The following is a 17,491-nucleotide window of genomic DNA, read 5'->3' on the forward strand; positions in this document are numbered from 1 at the left end:
AAAAGAGAATACAATAATATATTCTCTTTTCTCAAATATATTTCATTATCTCACAGCCCGTCCTTTTCACAAATAACCATTTTGTTCGCACCATTTATGAAATTGTCCTACGTCTACTCCAACTAACACGATATCCTTTAGCTCTACATCAATGATTTGTTCTCCAATTACAATAGCAAACTGCGATTCTAATTTTGTCTCGCTGTTCTTTACAATTCCAATTCGGTTCCGATGCGGTCCATCTTTTATATATGCTTTTTGTCCTACAATATCAAAGTTCAAGTCTCTCACCTCTTTTATTGCGCTTAAATTTGAAATACGAACTCAAATTCGGAAATTTTCCTTTCCTTGCACTATTTCTCTATATATATGACGAAACAATAAAAGAGTCCTCCCTTCTTTACAATTATTTTTTCTTTGTTTCATTTTTGTGATTGAAACGTAAAGTTTATAATAAAATACACTTGGAAGCGCTTTCTATGTAATTTTTTATGTTATAATATATAAGTAGAACTTCGCAAAGAGGGTTAAAAAAATGAATACAAAAATGATTAAAAAAGTAATTGACGCATTAAAAGTATATGGCTTTCAGAATGTATCATTCTGTGACAAAACGAAACAATTTTTATTTCATAACGAAATGGATATTATGAGCGGCTATGCAGAAATAACATATAGTAGTCAATTTGAAAAATTCAACGTACAAATTCATCCGATTGAAACACATCACCAAGCAGAGTTACAAGAGGTTGAAAGACATATACAGGCCTGTATAAGGAAAGTGGAATATTTAAACGCACTTCTTAGCGGGCAAACAAAACTAGATGACAAAATTATTATAATGTAAAAAAAGAACGTGATATCTCACGTTCTTTTTTTACATTATACGTTCATCTTTTCCTTCAGTTGTAATCCTGTAATGGATTGTAATACATCCATTGCTTCTCCAAATGTCATATCAAATATCGTCTTATCCTCTATGTATGGAAATTGTCTAAAGCGCTTTTCTAACATTTTCACGGCGTCCGACGTAAAGTGTACACTATCAATGCCAAATTCTGTTTCAAGAAGAACGATCCAATCTAACACATGAAAACCTAATCCATTTACGAATGAAATAAGTTTTTCTTCTGGCTGTGAAGATAAGAATACGTGTCGTTCCATCTCATCGAAAAGTTCTTCACCTAAAACTTCTGCTAATTCATCATCATGTTCGCGTTCAATAATCTCTTCATATCCGTAATCATCCACAAGCTCTTCTACTTCTTCACTGTCCTCACAAAGCAATTGACTAAGAACGGCCCCTTTCTTAAATTCACTATTTTGTACAACTTCTAAAAAGCTCGTTTCCCATCCATTTTCTAATTTCATATTATATACTCCTTTATATACGTTTCTTATCATCACTGTTCCCAAAAGATCACTTTTATAACCTTTTAGGTCGTTACTATTATTTCACGTGATTCATAACATAAGATGCAAATTCAGTTGCATCTCCTTCAAAAATATTTATTTCTGGCAAATGATAGAACGTTGTTTGAAGCGGGTTTCTTTCATGATATACATATATCTTTTTCTCTAGCGCAATCGCCATTCCAAACTCTGTATGGCTCCCGTTTCCGCCATCTAATATAAGTAAAAAGACATCCGCTTCTTTAATAGCATTCTTTTCTGCCTGACCAATTTCTCTTAATTGATCTTGATTCACTGCTCTTTCGTTTCTTGTCCAATCATATGTATGGTGCCATCCTGCATGTTTCAGTTCATTTGCTATAGAACGTACAAGATGTTTATTTTGGAATCCTGAGGCGACATAAAAATTCATTTATATACACTCCTTCATTATGTACGGGAAACTCCTTTTAGCGTTACTTGCTATAAACATAATAAAGAACTAAAGAACGACTTCAAAAAAAAATCCCCATCTTTAAAACTTATTTGCGTTTAAATGATGGGTTTCTTCATGCTCTTCTTTTATTTTCTTCTTTTTATAACTTTCATCAGCTAACATTTCTAGTTCAGCTGTTATTTCTGATTTTTCAAGCTCTCTTTCTTGCGAAAATTTCCTTGAAATATAAACAATAACACTACCAACGTACAACACAAAGCATATAATAAGTGCAGTATTTTCATAGAGACTTAGCTCCAACACAGTCACTCCTAATCCATTCGTATTTTCACGCTTCATTAAGTGGAATTTCCCTACTAATCCATTTGTTATTGTAACATAAAAATATCAATCCTTGGAATCTTTCAACCTACTAAAAAAGACATGATTGTTTCATCATGCCTCTGAAATATGTTGAATGATTGTTTGAATTGCTTCTTTTCCATTATATTTTTTTAGTGCTGTTTTATACATTTCATTATTTTGATTTAATTCTTCGACATGCTTTATAAGTGATTTCACAGTCACATCTTCCTCATGCAATACGGAAGCATATCCTTGTCTTTCAAAAGACTCTGCATTTAGTATTTGATCTCCACGACTTGCAAATTTCGATAGCGGAATTAAAACCATCGGCTTTTGCAATGTTAAAAACTCAAAAATGGCATTAGAGCCCGCACGTGAAATAACAAAATCTGTTATCGCTAATATGTCTGGCAGTTCCCCATGTATATATTCAAATTGTTTATATCCTTCTTTATTTTGTAAGCTTTCATCAAGATTACCTTTTCCGCAAAGATGAACAATTTGATATTTTTTCAGAAGTTCTGGTAACGCTTCTCGAACCGTTTCATTAATTTTCTTTGCGCCCAAACTTCCTCCCATAATTGTAATAACTGGTTTTTTACGTGAAAAACCTAAAAACACTAAACCTTTTTCACGATTTCCCTTTAGCACTTCTTCACGTACAGGAGATCCTGTATAGATTACTTTTTCTTTCGGTAAATGTTTCGCAGCTTCTTCAAATGTAACAAATATTTTCGAAGCAAAACGGAGCGCAATTTTGTTTGCTAGTCCTGGCGTCATATCAGATTCATGTAATAAAACAGGGACTCTATTTAGCCAGCCTCCAATTACGACTGGTACAGATACGAAACCACCTTTTGAAAAAATCACATCCGGTTTTAGTTTTCGAATCCTTACATACGCATCCATAACACCCTTCATTACAAGAAAAGGATCTTTTATATTTTTTAAATCAAAATAACGACGTAGCTTTCCACTTGAAATACTATAGTACGGAATGCCTTCCTGTTCTATAATCGTTTTCTCAATTCCTTGATGAGAACCAATATAAGAAATATCCCAATTCCGTTCTTGTAAATGTGGAATGATGGCTAAATTAGGTGTTACATGCCCTGCCGAACCGCCACCTGTAAAGACTATTTTCTTCATACGTCTCCCCCTTCTACACTATAATACACTAAAATATCTTGCCTCAGGGTGAGAAAATACCATAGCCGTTACAGACGCTTCTGGCTCCATCATAAATCCTTCCGTTAATGAAATACCTATTTCCTCTGGATGAATTAAGCGAAATAGCTTTTCTTGATCTGCAAGTTCTGGACATGCCGGATAACCGAAGGACACTCGTATCCCTCTATATTTCGTACGGAAACGCTCTTCCATCGTCAGTTCTGATGAATCTGGAATCCCCCAGCGATCACGAATGAGCATATGTGTTTTTTCAGCAAGACCTTCTGCTAGTTCAAGCGCTAACGATTGAATAGCATGACTGCGTAAATAATCCCCCTTCGCCTTCCACTCTTCAGCAATGTCCCGAACGCCTTCCCCAACCGTAACAGATAGGAAAGCAACATAGTCCATCTCATCTCCAACTGGTCGTAAATAATCACCTAAAGTACGATATGGTGCTTTTCCTTGCCTTGGGAATGTGAAACGCTCTATAACACGTGTACGATCTTCTGGATCATATATTACAATGTTTTGTCCGTCACTTTGCGCTGGGAAAAATTGATACACCGCTTTCGGTTTTAACCAAGATTTTCCTTCCTGCAATAATTCGTCTATTAAATCATTTAATTCTTGTGCTCTCTTATCTCCCTCTCGCAAAAGCTTCTTCACATTTCCTTTTAATCCAAGGTGATGTCCAAGTAGCATTTGTCTATTTAAAAATGGAGCGAGATGTGCAACTGGAATATCTCGTAATACAATTCGCTTTGTTGAATCAGGTATCATAACCTCAGCCTTCGGTAATGGTTCAATTACTGCTGGAATTTCTACTTTCTTCTCCTCTTTTTTTACGATATGAAGATGACGCTCTTTTTTATCTTGTTTCATCTTCTCGCGCTCTTCTTCTTTTTGAAGCTTATTAATAATATCAAGCCCGGTCATCGCATCACTCGCATAGCATACGAGCCCTGTATATGATGGGGATATACGGTTATCTGTAAACTTTCTCGTTAACGCTGCCCCGCCTACAACGATTGGAATATCAATATTTGCCGCTTTTAAATCTTCAGCAGTCGTTACCATTTGTTGCGCTGATTTTACTAATAAACCAGAAAGGCCAATAATGTCAGGCTTCTTTTCTTGTACTTCTTGTACAATTCGATCTGAGCGAACATTGATTCCTAAATTAATAATCTCATATCCGTTATTCGATAAAATAATTTCAACGAGGTTTTTCCCAATATCATGTACGTCACCTTTAACAGTTGCTAATAATACTTTCCCTTTTTTCGCACTCTCGCTAGATTCCATATAGGGCTCTAAATAGCTTACGGCAGCTTTCATACTTTCAGCACTTTGCAATACTTCGGCAACGATAAGCTCATTATTATTAAATAATCGTCCCACCTCATCCATTCCTGTCATAAGTGGGCCATTAATAATATCCAAAGGTTTTCTTCCTTCTGTAAGTGCGAGGCTTAAATCTTCTTGTAGCCCTTGTTTCGTACCTTCTACAATATAATTTGCCAACCTTTCATCAAGAGTTAATGTTTGTTGGATAACGACATCTTTCTTTTTTGCCGCGCGATAGAAATTTGTAAATTCTTCTAACGTCTCTTGCGTCGTTTCAAAAAGTAATGCATCTGCAAGACGTTTTTCTTCCTCTGGAATTGACGCATACCGTTCTAATTTTTCCGTATTCACAATCGCGTAATCTAATCCTGCTTTCGTTGCATGATATAAAAAGACGGAATTTAATACTTCGCGGCCAGCTGGTGGTAAACCAAATGATATGTTACTTACACCTAAAATCGTTAAACACTCTGGTAATGCTTCTTTAATAAGGCGAATTCCTTCTATCGTCGCCGCCGCTGAACCAATATATTCTTCATCACCTGTCCCTACTGGAAATACAAGTGCATCAAAAATAATATCTGACGGGCGTATACCATATTTCGTCGTCAATAACTCATAACTTCTTTTCGCAATTTCGAGTTTTCGTTCTGCACTAACCGCCATACCATCTTCATCAATTGTTCCTACAACAATAGCAGCACCATATTTCCGAAGAAGCGGTGTCACTTTTTTAAATCGTTCTTCTCCATCTTCTAAATTAATTGAATTAATAACAGCTTTTCCTTGAATATAAGTAAGAGCTCGCTCCATCACATTTTCATCTGTTGAATCAATCATAATTGGTACTTTTAACACTTTCGTAACTTCTGCCAAGAAGTTTTCCATATCTTCTATTTCATCGCGATCAGGATCTGCCATACAAATATCTATAATATGAGCATTTTTCTTCACTTGCGCTCTTGCGACTTCAGCAGCCTCTTCAAATTTCCCTTCTGCTACTAATCGTTTAAATTTACGTGATCCAATAACGTTTGTTCTTTCACCAACAAATAATGGTCTCATAGAGTCATCATATTGCAGTGCCTCTAATCCACTAACCCCGTGTCCAGCTCTTTCGTGGTGTTCACGCGGCTTAAGAGAAGCTAACGCGGATTTCATTGCTTTTATATGTTCTGGTGTTGTGCCACAACAACCACCGATAATATTAACCCATCCTTCTTCAGCAAATCGCTTCACTTTTTCAGCGAGAGAAGATGGAGATTCATGATAATGTCCATCTTCATCAGGAAGACCTGCATTTGGATAACAAGAAATGTAACACTCCGACAAATCAGATAGTGAACGAATATGATCTCTCATAAACTCCGGACCAGTCGCACAGTTTAATCCAACAGATAATGGCTTCATATGTTCTATCGATAAGTAAAAAGCCTCAATTGTTTGCCCGGCCAGAGTCGTTCCCATCGGTTCAATCGTTCCTGAAATCATAATAGGTACAATTTTATTTAGCTCATCAAAAGCTGCTTGAATTCCAATATAAGCAGCCTTCACGTTACGCATATCTTGACTCGTCTCAACGAGTAATACATCTACGTCGCCATTTAATAAGCCTCTTGCCTGCCTTGTATAGGCTTCAATTAATTCTTCAAACGTTACACCACCAGTAACACTAATCGCTTTCGTTGTCGGCCCCATTGCTCCCGCAACATATACTTCCTTCCCGCTTTCGTTGACCGCTTGCTTCGCTAAACGTGCTGCCTTCTCATTTAATTCCTCGTCTAAATGAGACAACGCATAATCACTTAATACAATGTTTGTCGCCCCAAATGTATTTGTTTCAATAATATCCGCTCCAGATTCAATATAAGCTTTATGAATTTTCAAAATGACATCAGGCCTTGTTTCTACTAAATATTCATTACAACCTTCGTACTCTTCTCCTCCGAAATCTTCCGCAGTTAAGTCCTCTTGCTGAATCATTGTTCCCATTGCACCATCTAATATTAAGATGTTATTTTGTAATTTTTCTTCTATACATTTCATCAATTAATACCTTCTTTCACTTCTTGCTTTTCTCTCACATATTTAACAAGATGTTCTGTAATTTCATATTTTAGAAATGGTGTAATAAGATAAATACCGTTAAAATATTTCATCGCCGCATCGATCAATTCTTGTGAAATGCGAATCCCTTCCTCAATTGCTGCGTCTTTCGTTTCATGTCCATCCATTCTCTCTCTTATTTCTTCAGGTAGAGTAATACCCGGCACCTCAAAATGAAGGAAATCTGCATTCCTTTTACTTATTAATGGCATAACTCCAATAAAAATAGGCTGTTCCAAATGCTTTGTCGCTTCATACACTTCTTCAATTAACGCGATATCATAAATCGGCTGCGTTAAGAAATATTCCGCTCCAGCATCTATTTTCCGTTCCATTCGCTTAACCGCTGCTTTTAAATGTCTTACATGCGGATTAAACGCACCTCCCACTGAAAATCTTGTTGCTGGACCTATTGATTTCCCTAAAATGGAGCGCCCATCGTTCATTTCTTTAATCATTTTAATGAGCTCAATAGAGGACAAATCATATACAGAAGTGGCACCTGGAAAATCACCAACGCGTGCTGGATCACCAGTTAAAGCTAACACTTCTTCCATACCTAACGCTGATAAGCCTAGTAAATGAGATTGTAGTCCGATAACGTTATGGTCTCTACACGTTAAGTGAGTCAATACCGGAATATCGTGCTTCGTTAATAATGCCCCCATTGCCATATTCGAGATGCGAGGCGATGCTAATGAATTATCTGCTAGAGTAATAGCATCTGCACCAGCTCTTTTCAATGCTCTTGCTCCTTCAAAAAATCGCTGCGTATCTAACGTTTTCGGTGGATCTAATTCCACTACTACTGTCGTTTGTTTTTTTGCTTTCTCTGCTAAAGTGACATGTGCTTTTGAACGTTTCTCATGTGTATGAACTACTTTCGGTCTTTGAATCGTATCCTTTTCTATTACAGGTGTAACATTTGCAATTGCACGTTTCATACTTTCAATATGTTCTGGAGTAGTGCCACAACAACCACCCAATAACCGAATACCTTGCTCAATAAATTTCGGTGTCATCGCTTCGAAATAAGCCGGACTTCCCTCATATACGTAGCGTCCCTCCACATAATTCGGGAGACCTGCATTTGGATATGCTGACAAGTAGCCATTTTGAGGAATCGATATCATTTTAAAAGCTTCCGTCATGTGAAGTGGCCCTAGTTGACAGTTCAATCCAACGACATTTGCACCGTAATCTAAAAGCTGTTTTAATATTTCATTTACATCATTTCCATTTTGAGTCGTACCTGCCTCATGTAACGCTAATTGAGCTACAATTGGAATATTCGTTTGTTTTCGTAACACCTGAACAGCATGAAGTAATTCAAACTCATCATAGAAAGTCTCTAATAGCAGTCCATCAACCTGTTCTTCTAGTAATGCACTTGCCTGTTCCAGTAGCATAAATTCTCGCTCCATATCAGTTGTCGTAACAGCTCCGATATGTTTCATACCACCAATTGTCCCTAAAATTGCATTTCTATCTGTAACAGATGCTTTGGCAATCTTCACTGCCGCTTTATTAATTTGAACAACTTGATTCTCTAAGCCATACATACGTAATTTCGCTTCATTTGCTCCGTACGTATTTGTTTGAATCACATCTGCCCCAGCAGCTACATATTGTTTATGAATCGATATAATTAAATCTGGATCAGATATATTCAATTCTTCAAAACTACTTTGCAAACCATGTGAATGTAATAATGTCCCAACCGCACCATCACCTATTACAATTCCTTTTGATAATAAATCTAGTAATTTCACAAATCTCCCTCATTTCTATCAATATAAAAACCCCCTCTTCACTTCGAAGAGGGGGACATAATTGTTCCTCCTCTTATTATGCAAAACATTCGTTTTGCAGGTATTAGCACCGTTTCAAACATTTCGTTTGAAGGTTGCCGGGTTTCACAGGGCCTTTCCCTCCACCGCTCTCAATAAGAGTTTGTCTTTATTATTTTATTTATGTAGCTAAAAGGAAATGCGTTCCCCTTTTAACAATCTTTGTTAATTTTTTAATAAATTTAGCATGCACAAATACAAAAGTCAATGACACTTGTGGAAAAATAAAAATTATTTAAAATAAAGTTGCAATTCAATTATCTTTTGTTGTAAAGTTAAAAACATAATAAAATTTCATACGAACATTCTTATCTAGAGAGGTAGAGGGACTGGCCCTATGACGCCTCAGCAACCATTAACATTTGTTAATAAGGTGCTAATTCCAGCAAATTGTGAAAGATTTGACAGATGAGAAGAAGACTCTATTCAAACCGAAAGCCTTCTTCTTAGAAGGCTTTTTTTATTTTACCCCGCTATTTGAGGGCAGTAAGATTCCCAACTCAAAATTCAGCTAGAACAAAGAAGTTAGGTGGGAATCGACTGCCCGTAAAAGCCCGATTGATGAGGGCTGATAATCAGTGGGGGATGCCCCCTCACTGATTAAAGTTTCACTTTACATTCACTTAATTGTTAATTTAAAAAGGAGGAATTTTCACATGTCAACTATTGAAACAAAACTAGCACAAATCGGAAACCGGAGCGAAACTACAACAGGAACTGTTAACCCACCTGTTTATTTTTCAACTGCTTATCGTCACGAAGGAATTGGTAACTCTACTGGCTTTGACTATTCACGAACTGGCAATCCAACTCGCGGTCTTTTAGAACAGGCAATTGCAGACTTAGAATATGGTGAACAAGGTTATGCCTGTAGTTCAGGGATGGCAGCTGTTCTCCTCGTCCTCTCCCTATTCCGTTCCGGAGACGAACTTATTGTATCTGAAGATTTATACGGGGGCACTTATCGATTATTTTCTGAGCACGAAAAAAAGTGGAATGTTCGATGTAGATACGTAAATACACAATCTATTAAACAAATTGAGCGAGCTATCACAACTGAAACGAAAGCTATTTTCATAGAAACTCCGACTAATCCGTTAATGCAAGTTACTGATATTGCCGCTGTCGCAACTGTAGCGAAAAGACACGGACTACTTCTTATTGTAGACAACACATTCTATACGCCTTATATACAACAGCCATTAACAGAAGGTGCCGACATTGTACTTCATAGCGCAACGAAATATTTAGGGGGACATAACGATGTCCTAAGCGGTCTTGTCGTTGCAAAAGGAAAGGAACTTTGTGAGGAAATCGCTCATTATCATAATGCATCTGGTGCTGTCTTAAGCCCATTTGACTCATGGCTATTAATTCGTGGTATGAAAACGTTAGCGCTTCGCATGAGACAACATGAAGAAAATGCAAAAGCAGTTGTTGCTTATTTAAATGATGAAGACGGGGTGACAGATGTATTTTATCCTGGAAGAGGCGGCATGATCTCATTTCGTCTGAAAGATGAAACATGGATTAATCCATTCTTACAATCTTTATCCTTAATTACATTTGCTGAAAGTCTTGGTGGTGTTGAAAGTTTAATGACGTATCCAGCAACGCAAACACACGCCGATATTCCTGAAGAAATCAGAACAGCAAACGGTGTATGTAATCGTCTTCTGCGATTTTCCGTTGGCATTGAAAATAGTAACGATTTAATCCAAGACTTAAAGCAAGCCATTAAACTTGTAAAAGAAGGTGTAAGAATATGAGTTATTCTATAGATACACTCTTACTGCACAACCAATATAAACATGACTCGCAAACAGGAGCTGTTAACGTTCCCATCTATAATACATCAACATTCCACCAGTTTGATGTAGATACGTTCGGAAAATATGACTATAGTCGCTCTGGTAATCCAACTCGTGAAGCTCTTGAAGATATCATTGCTTTATTAGAAGGAGGAACAAAGGGATTTGCCTTCGCATCAGGAATTGCAGCGATTTCTACTGCATTCCTCCTTCTTTCACAAGGCGATCACGTACTCATTTCAGAAGACGTATACGGAGGAACTTACCGAATTATAACTGAAGTGCTCTCCCGTTACGGTGTGTCACATACATTTGTTGATATGACAAATGTAGAAGAAATAAAGCAAAACATTAAGCCAAACACAAAACTCTTTTATGTGGAAACACCCTCTAATCCACTTTTAAAAGTGACAGATATTCGTGCTGTTTCTAAACTTGCAAAATCTATTGACGCCCTTACTTTTGTTGATAATACATTTTTGACACCACTATTCCAGAAACCACTTGATCTTGGCGCCGATGTCGTTCTTCATAGTGCCACAAAATTCATTGCCGGTCATAGTGATGTTACTGCCGGATTAGCGGTTGTAAAAGATGCCGAACTCGCTCAAAAACTTGGATTTTTACAAAATGCATTCGGCGCTATTTTAGGTCCTCAAGATTGTTCTCTCGTACTTCGCGGTCTAAAAACATTGCATGTACGTCTTGAGCATTCAGCGGCAAACGCCAATAAAATTGCACATTATTTACAAGAGCACGCTAAAGTTAAAAATGTCTATTATCCTGGCTTACAAACACATCTTGGATTTGATATTCAACAATCTCAAGCTACATCAGCCGGAGCTGTCCTATCTTTCACTTTACAGTCAGAAGACGCACTCCGCCAATTTTTATCAAAAGTAAAATTACCTGTCTTTGCGGTTAGTTTAGGAGCTGTCGAATCGATTCTTTCCTACCCAGCTAAAATGTCACATGCAGCACTGTCACAAGAAGCTCGTGATGAAAGAGGGATTTCTAATTCATTACTTCGGCTATCCGTCGGCCTTGAAAATGTTGACGATTTAATATCCGATTTTGAAAATGCCCTTTCTTATGTAGAAGAACCTGTAAATGCATAGGACGAACAGAAGATATGAAATTAAGTTTTCATATCTTCTTTTTTATGCCGTTACGTATATTTTTTACTTTTCGTATAGTTCATAAAAAGACGAAAGAACACCATCTATTTCCAAATAATTAATTAATTTACATATTAAGAAGTAAAAAAAGGGGCAAAAATAATGGATACTTGTGCAGATGCTTTAATCGTTATCGATTTACAAAATGGAGTATGTTATGGCGAAGAGCATTTATTCGATTTACAAAATTTACTTACAAAAGTAAATAAAAGAATTTCTTCATACAGAAAATCAAATAAACCAATCATTTTTATTCAACATTGTGACGATGATTTAGTACCCGAAAAAGAACTTTGGACTATTCATGCTGATCTAGATGTTCAGGAACAAGATTTTTTTGTAAGAAAAACACATGCCAATTCATTTTATTAAACAAACTTGAAAGAGATTTTAGAACAATTATCTGTACACCGTATTGAATTTTGTGGTGCCCAAACAGAGTACTGTATGGATGCTACGATTAAATTTTCCCATGGACTAGAATACGAAAACTTCATGGTACAGAAAGCAACCTCTACGTTAAATAATCCATTTATGTCCGCAAAAGAGACAATTGATTTTTATGAGAACATATGGAACCGCAGATTTTTAAAGCTGATAAAAGATGAACTCTAGAATATATAACTAATGTCTTGGTAATTCTAAAATTTATCAGCTATACTCAAATATTTTGTTATCACCATAATGAAACTGACTATATTCAGCTTCCTTTCTTTTAACCTGTTTTATATTCTATATATAACATTATAATTCCTTTTTCTTATTATTTTAAAAATTTTGTATATTCATTTGAAAGAATAAGAAAATCATGATAAAATTGTGTTACAAATATATCTATATCTTTCAATTTTTAAAACGCATCGAAATTTTCGCCCAAAAATGTCATTTTACAAAACCATGCAAATTTATCTACTTTATTTACATCAGGGTCTCTTTTCTTACAATTTCTTTACTTTAGGACTTTTTTTCTGCAACAACTGTTTCCTTTTCTTTAATTTTTTGGTATGTATAGTATGGTATAACAGCTCACACGGAGGTGGAAAAGAACATGTTAGAAACCTTTCAAAAAGAAATAGAACTATATGAAAGCAATGCAGAATTATTGAAAGTACTTGCTCATCCTGTTCGCTTATGTATTGTAAAAGGATTAATTGAACGTGGTCCAAGCAACGTTTCTACAATGTACACTGGCTTAAACATGCCACAATCTACAATTTCACAGCATTTAGCAAAATTAAAAAGTGCTAAAATCGTTTCAAGTGAAAGAAAAGGATTGGAAATTTATTACAAAGTAGAAAACGAGACAATTATTCAACTCGTTCGCGTATTATTAGGTTAAGAGCTCATAAACAGAGAAAAAGGGCGTATTTTATATTTTTTATCTCATATCTTTAATATAAATATATATCATGAGAGGAAATATATGATGCTACATAATTAAAAAGTCGTATTAAAAAACAAGACACAGAAATATGCTGTGTCTTGTTTTTTTATATTTTCAAATACTGATCCAAGTGTAACTGTTGCATATGTTTCGTATGTATCACAACATCAAATGCACTCCCTAATCCTCCGCTCAAAATCATAGAACGAACTGCACGATTTTGTTTTTGAGTTTCAGAAAAAGGATTTCGATCTTGGTGACCCGTAAGCTGATCTAATATTCCTGCTGCTAACAAAAACTCAGATTGCTTCTTATGCCATACTATATTCATGCCTTGCAGGCTAAACATTTCTTTCAGTTCGTCCCAATGAATATGAGTAGTAAGATCCATTTCACCTGGATGCTCTAAAGGATTACGGATTAACTTATGCTCGTAATATCCTCGTAAACTTCCTTCTTGATGTGCAGGATGCATCCATTCTTCTTTTGTGTATCCATAATCAACGGTAATACATACACCTCGTTGAAACCATTTCGCAATTTCTACTATATATTCTTCCATCGCAAGTGGCACTTCAAAACGCTGGCCTTCAGCAAGATGAATATTATATTTCAATAAGTATCGACCAATATTTTTCTGTAGCGGTCTACATACTTCTGCGAGTTTCCCTTCCTCTGTGTACGTAACGCGTACTTCATACAATATTCCATTTCTCTTCTCAATTACTTCAACAGGAAATGCATCAAATAACTCATTCGAAAAAAGAATCCCTTCGAATGATTCTCCCATTTCACTATGCGACGTATAATACGAAACATTAGAAAACGAACAAAGATTTTTCTGCTGTAAGTTTCTATGAAAAGGGCTCATTTCAATCATTGAATAGTTTAAATCAATAAAGGTTTTTGGAGATACTTGCTTCCACTCTTGTAAAACACCATAGGCAAACCTTCCTGTTCCCCCACCAATCTCACAAATATTCGGAGCAACTTCACCATTTTCAACAAGACGAATAAAAAACTTAGCAAATGTTTTTGCAAAAACAGAGGATACGTTGCTACTTGTAAAAAAATCCCCTTGTCTTCCAATTTTTTTACGCTCCTTCATATAATAGCCATGTCCCTCTGTGTACAATACGAGGTTCATATACGTACTATATGAAATTGAATAATCCTTCTCTTTCTCCATCCATTCTTTTAAAATGAGCTCCATCTCCATACTAGCTCCTTACTGTAAAAATGGATTATTTTCTTTTTCAAAACCAATGCTTGTTTCTGGACCATGTCCACATAGCACCGCTGTTTCATCTGGTAATACAAATAATTTTTCTTCAATACTTCCAATCAATTCAGCAAAACTTCCACCGGGTAAATCTGTTCTTCCGATGCTCATTTGGAACAATACATCACCAGAAAATACAGCATTCGCCTCTTTACAATAATAAGAAATACTGCCTGGAGAATGTCCTGGCGTCTCAAAAATCTCAAAATTAAATGAACCAATTGCTAATGCACCTTCTGCATTAATAATATGATCTGCTGGTTTTGCTGTAATACTGCGATTCATCATAAAAATTTGAGAGCCATTTACAGTTGCATCGCCTAACCAATCTGCTTCTTCTTTATGTACGTACACAGGAATATGAAAAGCGTCTCTTACCGCGTCAACAGCACCAATATGATCAAAATGAGCATGTGTTAATAAAACAGCAAGTGGCTTTAATTGTTCTTCTTGTAAATATGTAACGAGCTTCTCTCCTTCGTGACCAGGATCAAAGATAATACACTCATTTTGATCATTCGTTAAAATATAAGCATTCGTTTGTAATGGGCCTAACGGCATTTGTATCCATTTCATATGAAAATCTCCTCCAATTATTAAACTTACTTTCAATGATACAACATTTTTTTCTCTTAGGAAAAGAAAGGATGCTATCTCGACAATCATTTTTAAAACATGTACAATATAAAAGAGTTAATATTCTAAAAACTCATATTGAGGAATGGGTAGACAGAGGAGGATATTGTATGGGCCTTGTTATTATTTTTGCGCTAGTCACTCTGTTAGCTGTATTCGCTACGCTTAGAACTCTTCGCGAAAAAAACTTATTCGCGGGCGGCTTTGCAATTGCAACTGTACTCGTTTTCGGATGGTTTACGATCATGACTGTTCTATATAACGGGTACCCACCAGCAGCTTAATTCATTTACATGTTATTCTTCATCAAGATTTCACACAAAAAGAGGAAGGGTTTCCCCTTCCTCTTTTCATATTTCACAACTTATACCATCTTCGCTTCGTATTTGTGCTTTTTTACAAGCCAAGCTCCTCCGATAACACCTGCATCATTACCAAGTATTGCAATCGCTAACTTTGTGCTCTTTACAGCACGTGAGAAAGCATATTGCTCGAAATAACGTTGAATTGGCTCTAATAGTGCATCTCCAGCTTTAGACACGCCCCCGCCAATAACAATTTTCTCTGGGTTCAACGTACTAGCAAGGTTCGCTACAGCTAACCCTAAATAAGAAGCTACTTTTTCTACTACTTCGCCTGCTAGCTCGTCACCTTGTCCAAGTGCTTCAAACACATCTTTTGATGTAATACGCCCTTCTTCTGCTAACATAGAACGTAGAACACTCTCTTTATTAGTCTCTTGTATTTTTTGCATAGCAACACGCACAATACCCGTTGCAGATGCTACAGTTTCTAAGCAACCAGACTTCCCGCAATTACATGGGAAAGCATTCTCTGTAACTACTGTAATATGTCCAATCTCACCAGCAGCTCCGCTTACGCCGTGTACAATCTCACCATTGGCGATTACACCACCACCAACACCAGTGCCAAGTGTCATACAGATTAAATCTTTTGCTCCTTCACCAGCACCTTTCCACATTTCACCAAGCGCTGCTAAGTTTGCATCATTATCAATAACAACAGGTAATCCTGTTTCTACTTCTAATAAATCTTTTAACGGATAGTTTTTCCATCCTAAATTGACCGCTTCATAAATCATTCCAGACGCCACGTGTACAGGACCAGGAGCTCCCATACCAATACCGATTAACTTGCTTTTCAATTCACCTAACTCTTCTAACTTTTTATCAATAGCTTTCGCTACATCAAGCGTAATATGTTTTCCTTGCTCATTTGTATTCGTAGGGATTTCCCACTTATGTAAAATTTCACCGTACACATTAATAAATGCTAATTTAATTGTTGTACCACCAAGGTCAACCCCAACTAACCATTTCTCTTCCATGTTGCTTACCTACCTTTATCTAATTCTTATTTAGCTCTTTTTGAAATTCTTGCTTCAATAAAAATAAAGCTGTTTGATAGTCTTGTGGATCGATTAACTGTGATTGATTTAATTCACGCAATTCATCTTGCATTAATTGTAAATCTGCAATTCGATCACCCGTATAAATAATCGTACCAAATTTCTTTAGCAATTGCTGAATATCATAAATAGATACCATTTTATCACCCTCTATGCTAACTTACTATAAAAAATTATAATAAGAAAACGTTCACATATTTTATTATAATCAAGAAGAAAAAGTCTCGTCAATTTTTATTTGTCTATACAAGCCCATTTTTAACCATTGTTCCTTTTTCTGTAATAATTTTTTCTACGTTTTTATCAAACGGCTCTACTGGAATATGTTCTACTATTTGAAAACTATAAGCTAATGATAGCGTTTTCCCTTTATAATGCAAGAGATAACGATCATAATACCCACCGCCATATCCAATCCGTTCTCCTCGCTCTGTATAAGCTACACCTGGCACGATTTGAAGATCAATGTCATCTGCATTCACTTCTTCCGTACGCGCTGGAATTGGTTCACGTAAATTCATATACACTATTTCTAATTGATCAAAATTACTAATTTGCCGGAAAGACATTGTTCGTGTTTCTTTATTACACTTTGGAACAACAACTTTCTTTCCTTCTTCCCAAGCTTTTTCGATAATAGCATATGTATTCACTTCATTTTCCATTGAGAGAGTGATTCCAACTGTTTTAGCTTCAGCCCACTCTTTTTGCGCATACAACGAAAATGCAATTTGCTCTGATAAAGTTGTATACCGTTCTTCTGATAAAGAATTCATGTGCTCTATTATTTGTTTACGTAAACGTACTTTCTCTTCTCTCACACACTTTCCTCCTTACAGTGATACTTTTCTCTACGATGATAGTGTATCACTTTTAACAGAGGAATCGAATAAAAAAAGAAACAGTAGGAAAATATTCCTACTGCTTACTTTGTTTCACGGTGTAACGTAGACTTCTTGTCACGCTTGCAATACTTTTTAAGCTCGATACGCTCAGCGTTGTTACGTTTGTTTTTCTTTGAGATATAGTTACGATCTCCGCATTCTGTACATGCTAGAGTAATATTCACACGCATTCTTATTCCCTCCAGTACTAATAACT

General features: G+C 36.1%; 18 protein-coding genes, 1 pseudogene and 2 riboswitches. Of the genes and pseudogenes, 6 read left to right on the top strand and 13 right to left on the bottom strand.

Going from position 1 to position 17,491, the window contains the following annotated elements; translation table 11 throughout:
- Positions 1-66: 66 nt before the first annotated feature.
- Positions 67-282: a DUF3912 family protein gene (locus QCI41_RS11635; RefSeq protein ID WP_001008334.1), complete on the bottom strand. Its 216-nt coding sequence runs from the start codon at positions 280-282 to the stop codon at positions 67-69.
- Between the two features lie 253 nt (positions 283-535).
- On the opposite strand from QCI41_RS11635, the gene QCI41_RS11640 reads away from it, so the two are divergent.
- A complete protein-coding gene (locus QCI41_RS11640; protein ID WP_001093232.1) occupies positions 536-847 on the top strand; it encodes a hypothetical protein in 312 nt (103 codons plus the stop codon).
- Positions 848-882: 35 nt separating this feature from the next.
- Here the strand turns inward: QCI41_RS11640 and QCI41_RS11645 are convergent, their stop codons facing one another.
- The 6 genes from QCI41_RS11645 to QCI41_RS11670 all read right to left on the bottom strand — a co-directional run bounded on the left by QCI41_RS11645 (position 883) and on the right by QCI41_RS11670 (position 8,592).
- A complete protein-coding gene (locus tag QCI41_RS11645) occupies positions 883-1,371 on the bottom strand; it encodes a hypothetical protein (RefSeq protein WP_000764277.1) in 489 nt (162 codons plus the stop codon).
- A 79-nt stretch (positions 1,372-1,450) separates the two neighbouring features.
- Complete coding sequence (locus QCI41_RS11650) at positions 1,451-1,825, bottom strand: nucleoside 2-deoxyribosyltransferase (RefSeq protein WP_001012499.1); 375 nt, start codon at positions 1,823-1,825, stop codon at positions 1,451-1,453.
- A 102-nt stretch (positions 1,826-1,927) separates the two neighbouring features.
- Positions 1,928-2,188 carry a DUF3966 domain-containing protein gene (locus QCI41_RS11655; protein WP_353837430.1) on the bottom strand — a complete coding sequence of 87 codons (261 nt, stop codon included), beginning with the start codon at positions 2,186-2,188 and terminating at the stop codon, positions 1,928-1,930.
- A 96-nt stretch (positions 2,189-2,284) separates the two neighbouring features.
- Positions 2,285-3,343 (bottom strand): undecaprenyldiphospho-muramoylpentapeptide beta-N-acetylglucosaminyltransferase, encoded by a 1,059-nt coding sequence (murG, locus tag QCI41_RS11660; RefSeq protein WP_353837429.1) that lies wholly within the window; start codon positions 3,341-3,343, stop codon positions 2,285-2,287.
- 18 nt (positions 3,344-3,361) lie between these two features.
- On the bottom strand, positions 3,362-6,760 hold the full coding sequence (gene metH / locus QCI41_RS11665) for a methionine synthase (RefSeq protein ID WP_353837428.1): 3,399 nt from the start codon (positions 6,758-6,760) through the stop codon (positions 3,362-3,364).
- The gene (locus QCI41_RS11670) at positions 6,760-8,592 is read right to left on the bottom strand and encodes a bifunctional homocysteine S-methyltransferase/methylenetetrahydrofolate reductase (RefSeq protein ID WP_240588484.1); all 1,833 of its coding nucleotides are present in this window, start codon (positions 8,590-8,592) and stop codon (positions 6,760-6,762) included. Before QCI41_RS11670 ends, metH begins: the two co-directional genes overlap by 1 nt.
- Before the next feature lie 70 nt (positions 8,593-8,662).
- Positions 8,663-8,772, bottom strand: a riboswitch (SAM riboswitch).
- Positions 8,773-8,975: 203 nt separating this feature from the next.
- A riboswitch (SAM riboswitch) is annotated at positions 8,976-9,085 on the top strand.
- Positions 9,086-9,326: 241 nt separating this feature from the next.
- Here QCI41_RS11670 and metI point away from each other — a divergent pair.
- The 4 genes and pseudogenes from metI (at position 9,327) to QCI41_RS11690 (ending at position 12,998) form a co-directional block, all read left to right on the top strand.
- Positions 9,327-10,439, top strand: coding sequence for a cystathionine gamma-synthase/O-acetylhomoserine thiolyase (gene metI / locus QCI41_RS11675; RefSeq protein ID WP_353837427.1), 1,113 nt, complete (start codon positions 9,327-9,329; stop codon positions 10,437-10,439).
- Positions 10,436-11,599, top strand: a complete 1,164-nt coding sequence (metC, locus tag QCI41_RS11680; protein ID WP_000122285.1) for a cystathionine beta-lyase — start codon at positions 10,436-10,438, stop codon at positions 11,597-11,599. The genes metI and metC overlap by 4 nt, the downstream gene beginning before the upstream one ends.
- A gap of 162 nt (positions 11,600-11,761) precedes the next feature.
- Positions 11,762-12,274: pseudogene (locus QCI41_RS11685) on the top strand (cysteine hydrolase family protein).
- 433 nt (positions 12,275-12,707) lie between these two features.
- Positions 12,708-12,998: an ArsR/SmtB family transcription factor gene (locus QCI41_RS11690; RefSeq protein WP_000894375.1), complete on the top strand. Its 291-nt coding sequence runs from the start codon at positions 12,708-12,710 to the stop codon at positions 12,996-12,998.
- A 151-nt stretch (positions 12,999-13,149) separates the two neighbouring features.
- Here QCI41_RS11690 and QCI41_RS11695 read toward each other — a convergent pair whose 3' ends face one another.
- Together QCI41_RS11695 and QCI41_RS11700 are read right to left on the bottom strand one after the other, a co-directional pair.
- Positions 13,150-14,262: a class I SAM-dependent methyltransferase gene (locus tag QCI41_RS11695; RefSeq protein ID WP_353837426.1), complete on the bottom strand. Its 1,113-nt coding sequence runs from the start codon at positions 14,260-14,262 to the stop codon at positions 13,150-13,152.
- A 9-nt stretch (positions 14,263-14,271) separates the two neighbouring features.
- Entirely contained in the window at positions 14,272-14,901 is a 630-nt protein-coding gene (locus QCI41_RS11700) for an MBL fold metallo-hydrolase (protein ID WP_000871245.1), read from the bottom strand.
- Positions 14,902-15,071: 170 nt separating this feature from the next.
- Here QCI41_RS11700 and QCI41_RS11705 point away from each other — a divergent pair, with 170 nt between their 5' ends.
- Positions 15,072-15,245 carry a DUF2759 domain-containing protein gene (locus QCI41_RS11705; RefSeq protein ID WP_000524847.1) on the top strand — a complete coding sequence of 58 codons (174 nt, stop codon included), beginning with the start codon at positions 15,072-15,074 and terminating at the stop codon, positions 15,243-15,245.
- Between the two features lie 80 nt (positions 15,246-15,325).
- On the opposite strand, the gene glcK is transcribed toward QCI41_RS11705, so the two are convergent.
- The 4 genes from glcK to rpmG all read right to left on the bottom strand — a co-directional run bounded on the left by glcK (position 15,326) and on the right by rpmG (position 17,465).
- Positions 15,326-16,309 carry a glucokinase gene (gene glcK / locus QCI41_RS11710; protein WP_000391711.1) on the bottom strand — a complete coding sequence of 328 codons (984 nt, stop codon included), beginning with the start codon at positions 16,307-16,309 and terminating at the stop codon, positions 15,326-15,328.
- 19 nt (positions 16,310-16,328) lie between these two features.
- Positions 16,329-16,529 carry a YqgQ family protein gene (locus QCI41_RS11715; protein WP_353837425.1) on the bottom strand — a complete coding sequence of 67 codons (201 nt, stop codon included), beginning with the start codon at positions 16,527-16,529 and terminating at the stop codon, positions 16,329-16,331.
- Between the two features lie 103 nt (positions 16,530-16,632).
- Positions 16,633-17,211 (bottom strand): 5-formyltetrahydrofolate cyclo-ligase, encoded by a 579-nt coding sequence (locus QCI41_RS11720; protein WP_001206435.1) that lies wholly within the window; start codon positions 17,209-17,211, stop codon positions 16,633-16,635.
- A 104-nt stretch (positions 17,212-17,315) separates the two neighbouring features.
- Entirely contained in the window at positions 17,316-17,465 is a 150-nt protein-coding gene (rpmG, locus tag QCI41_RS11725; protein WP_001265616.1) for a 50S ribosomal protein L33, read from the bottom strand.
- Positions 17,466-17,491 lie beyond the last annotated feature (26 nt).

Origin of the sequence: Bacillus cereus group sp. MG4, from assembly GCF_040460055.1 — a bacterium.
GTDB classification, from domain to species: Bacteria; Bacillota; Bacilli; order Bacillales; family Bacillaceae_G; genus Bacillus_A; species Bacillus_A wiedmannii.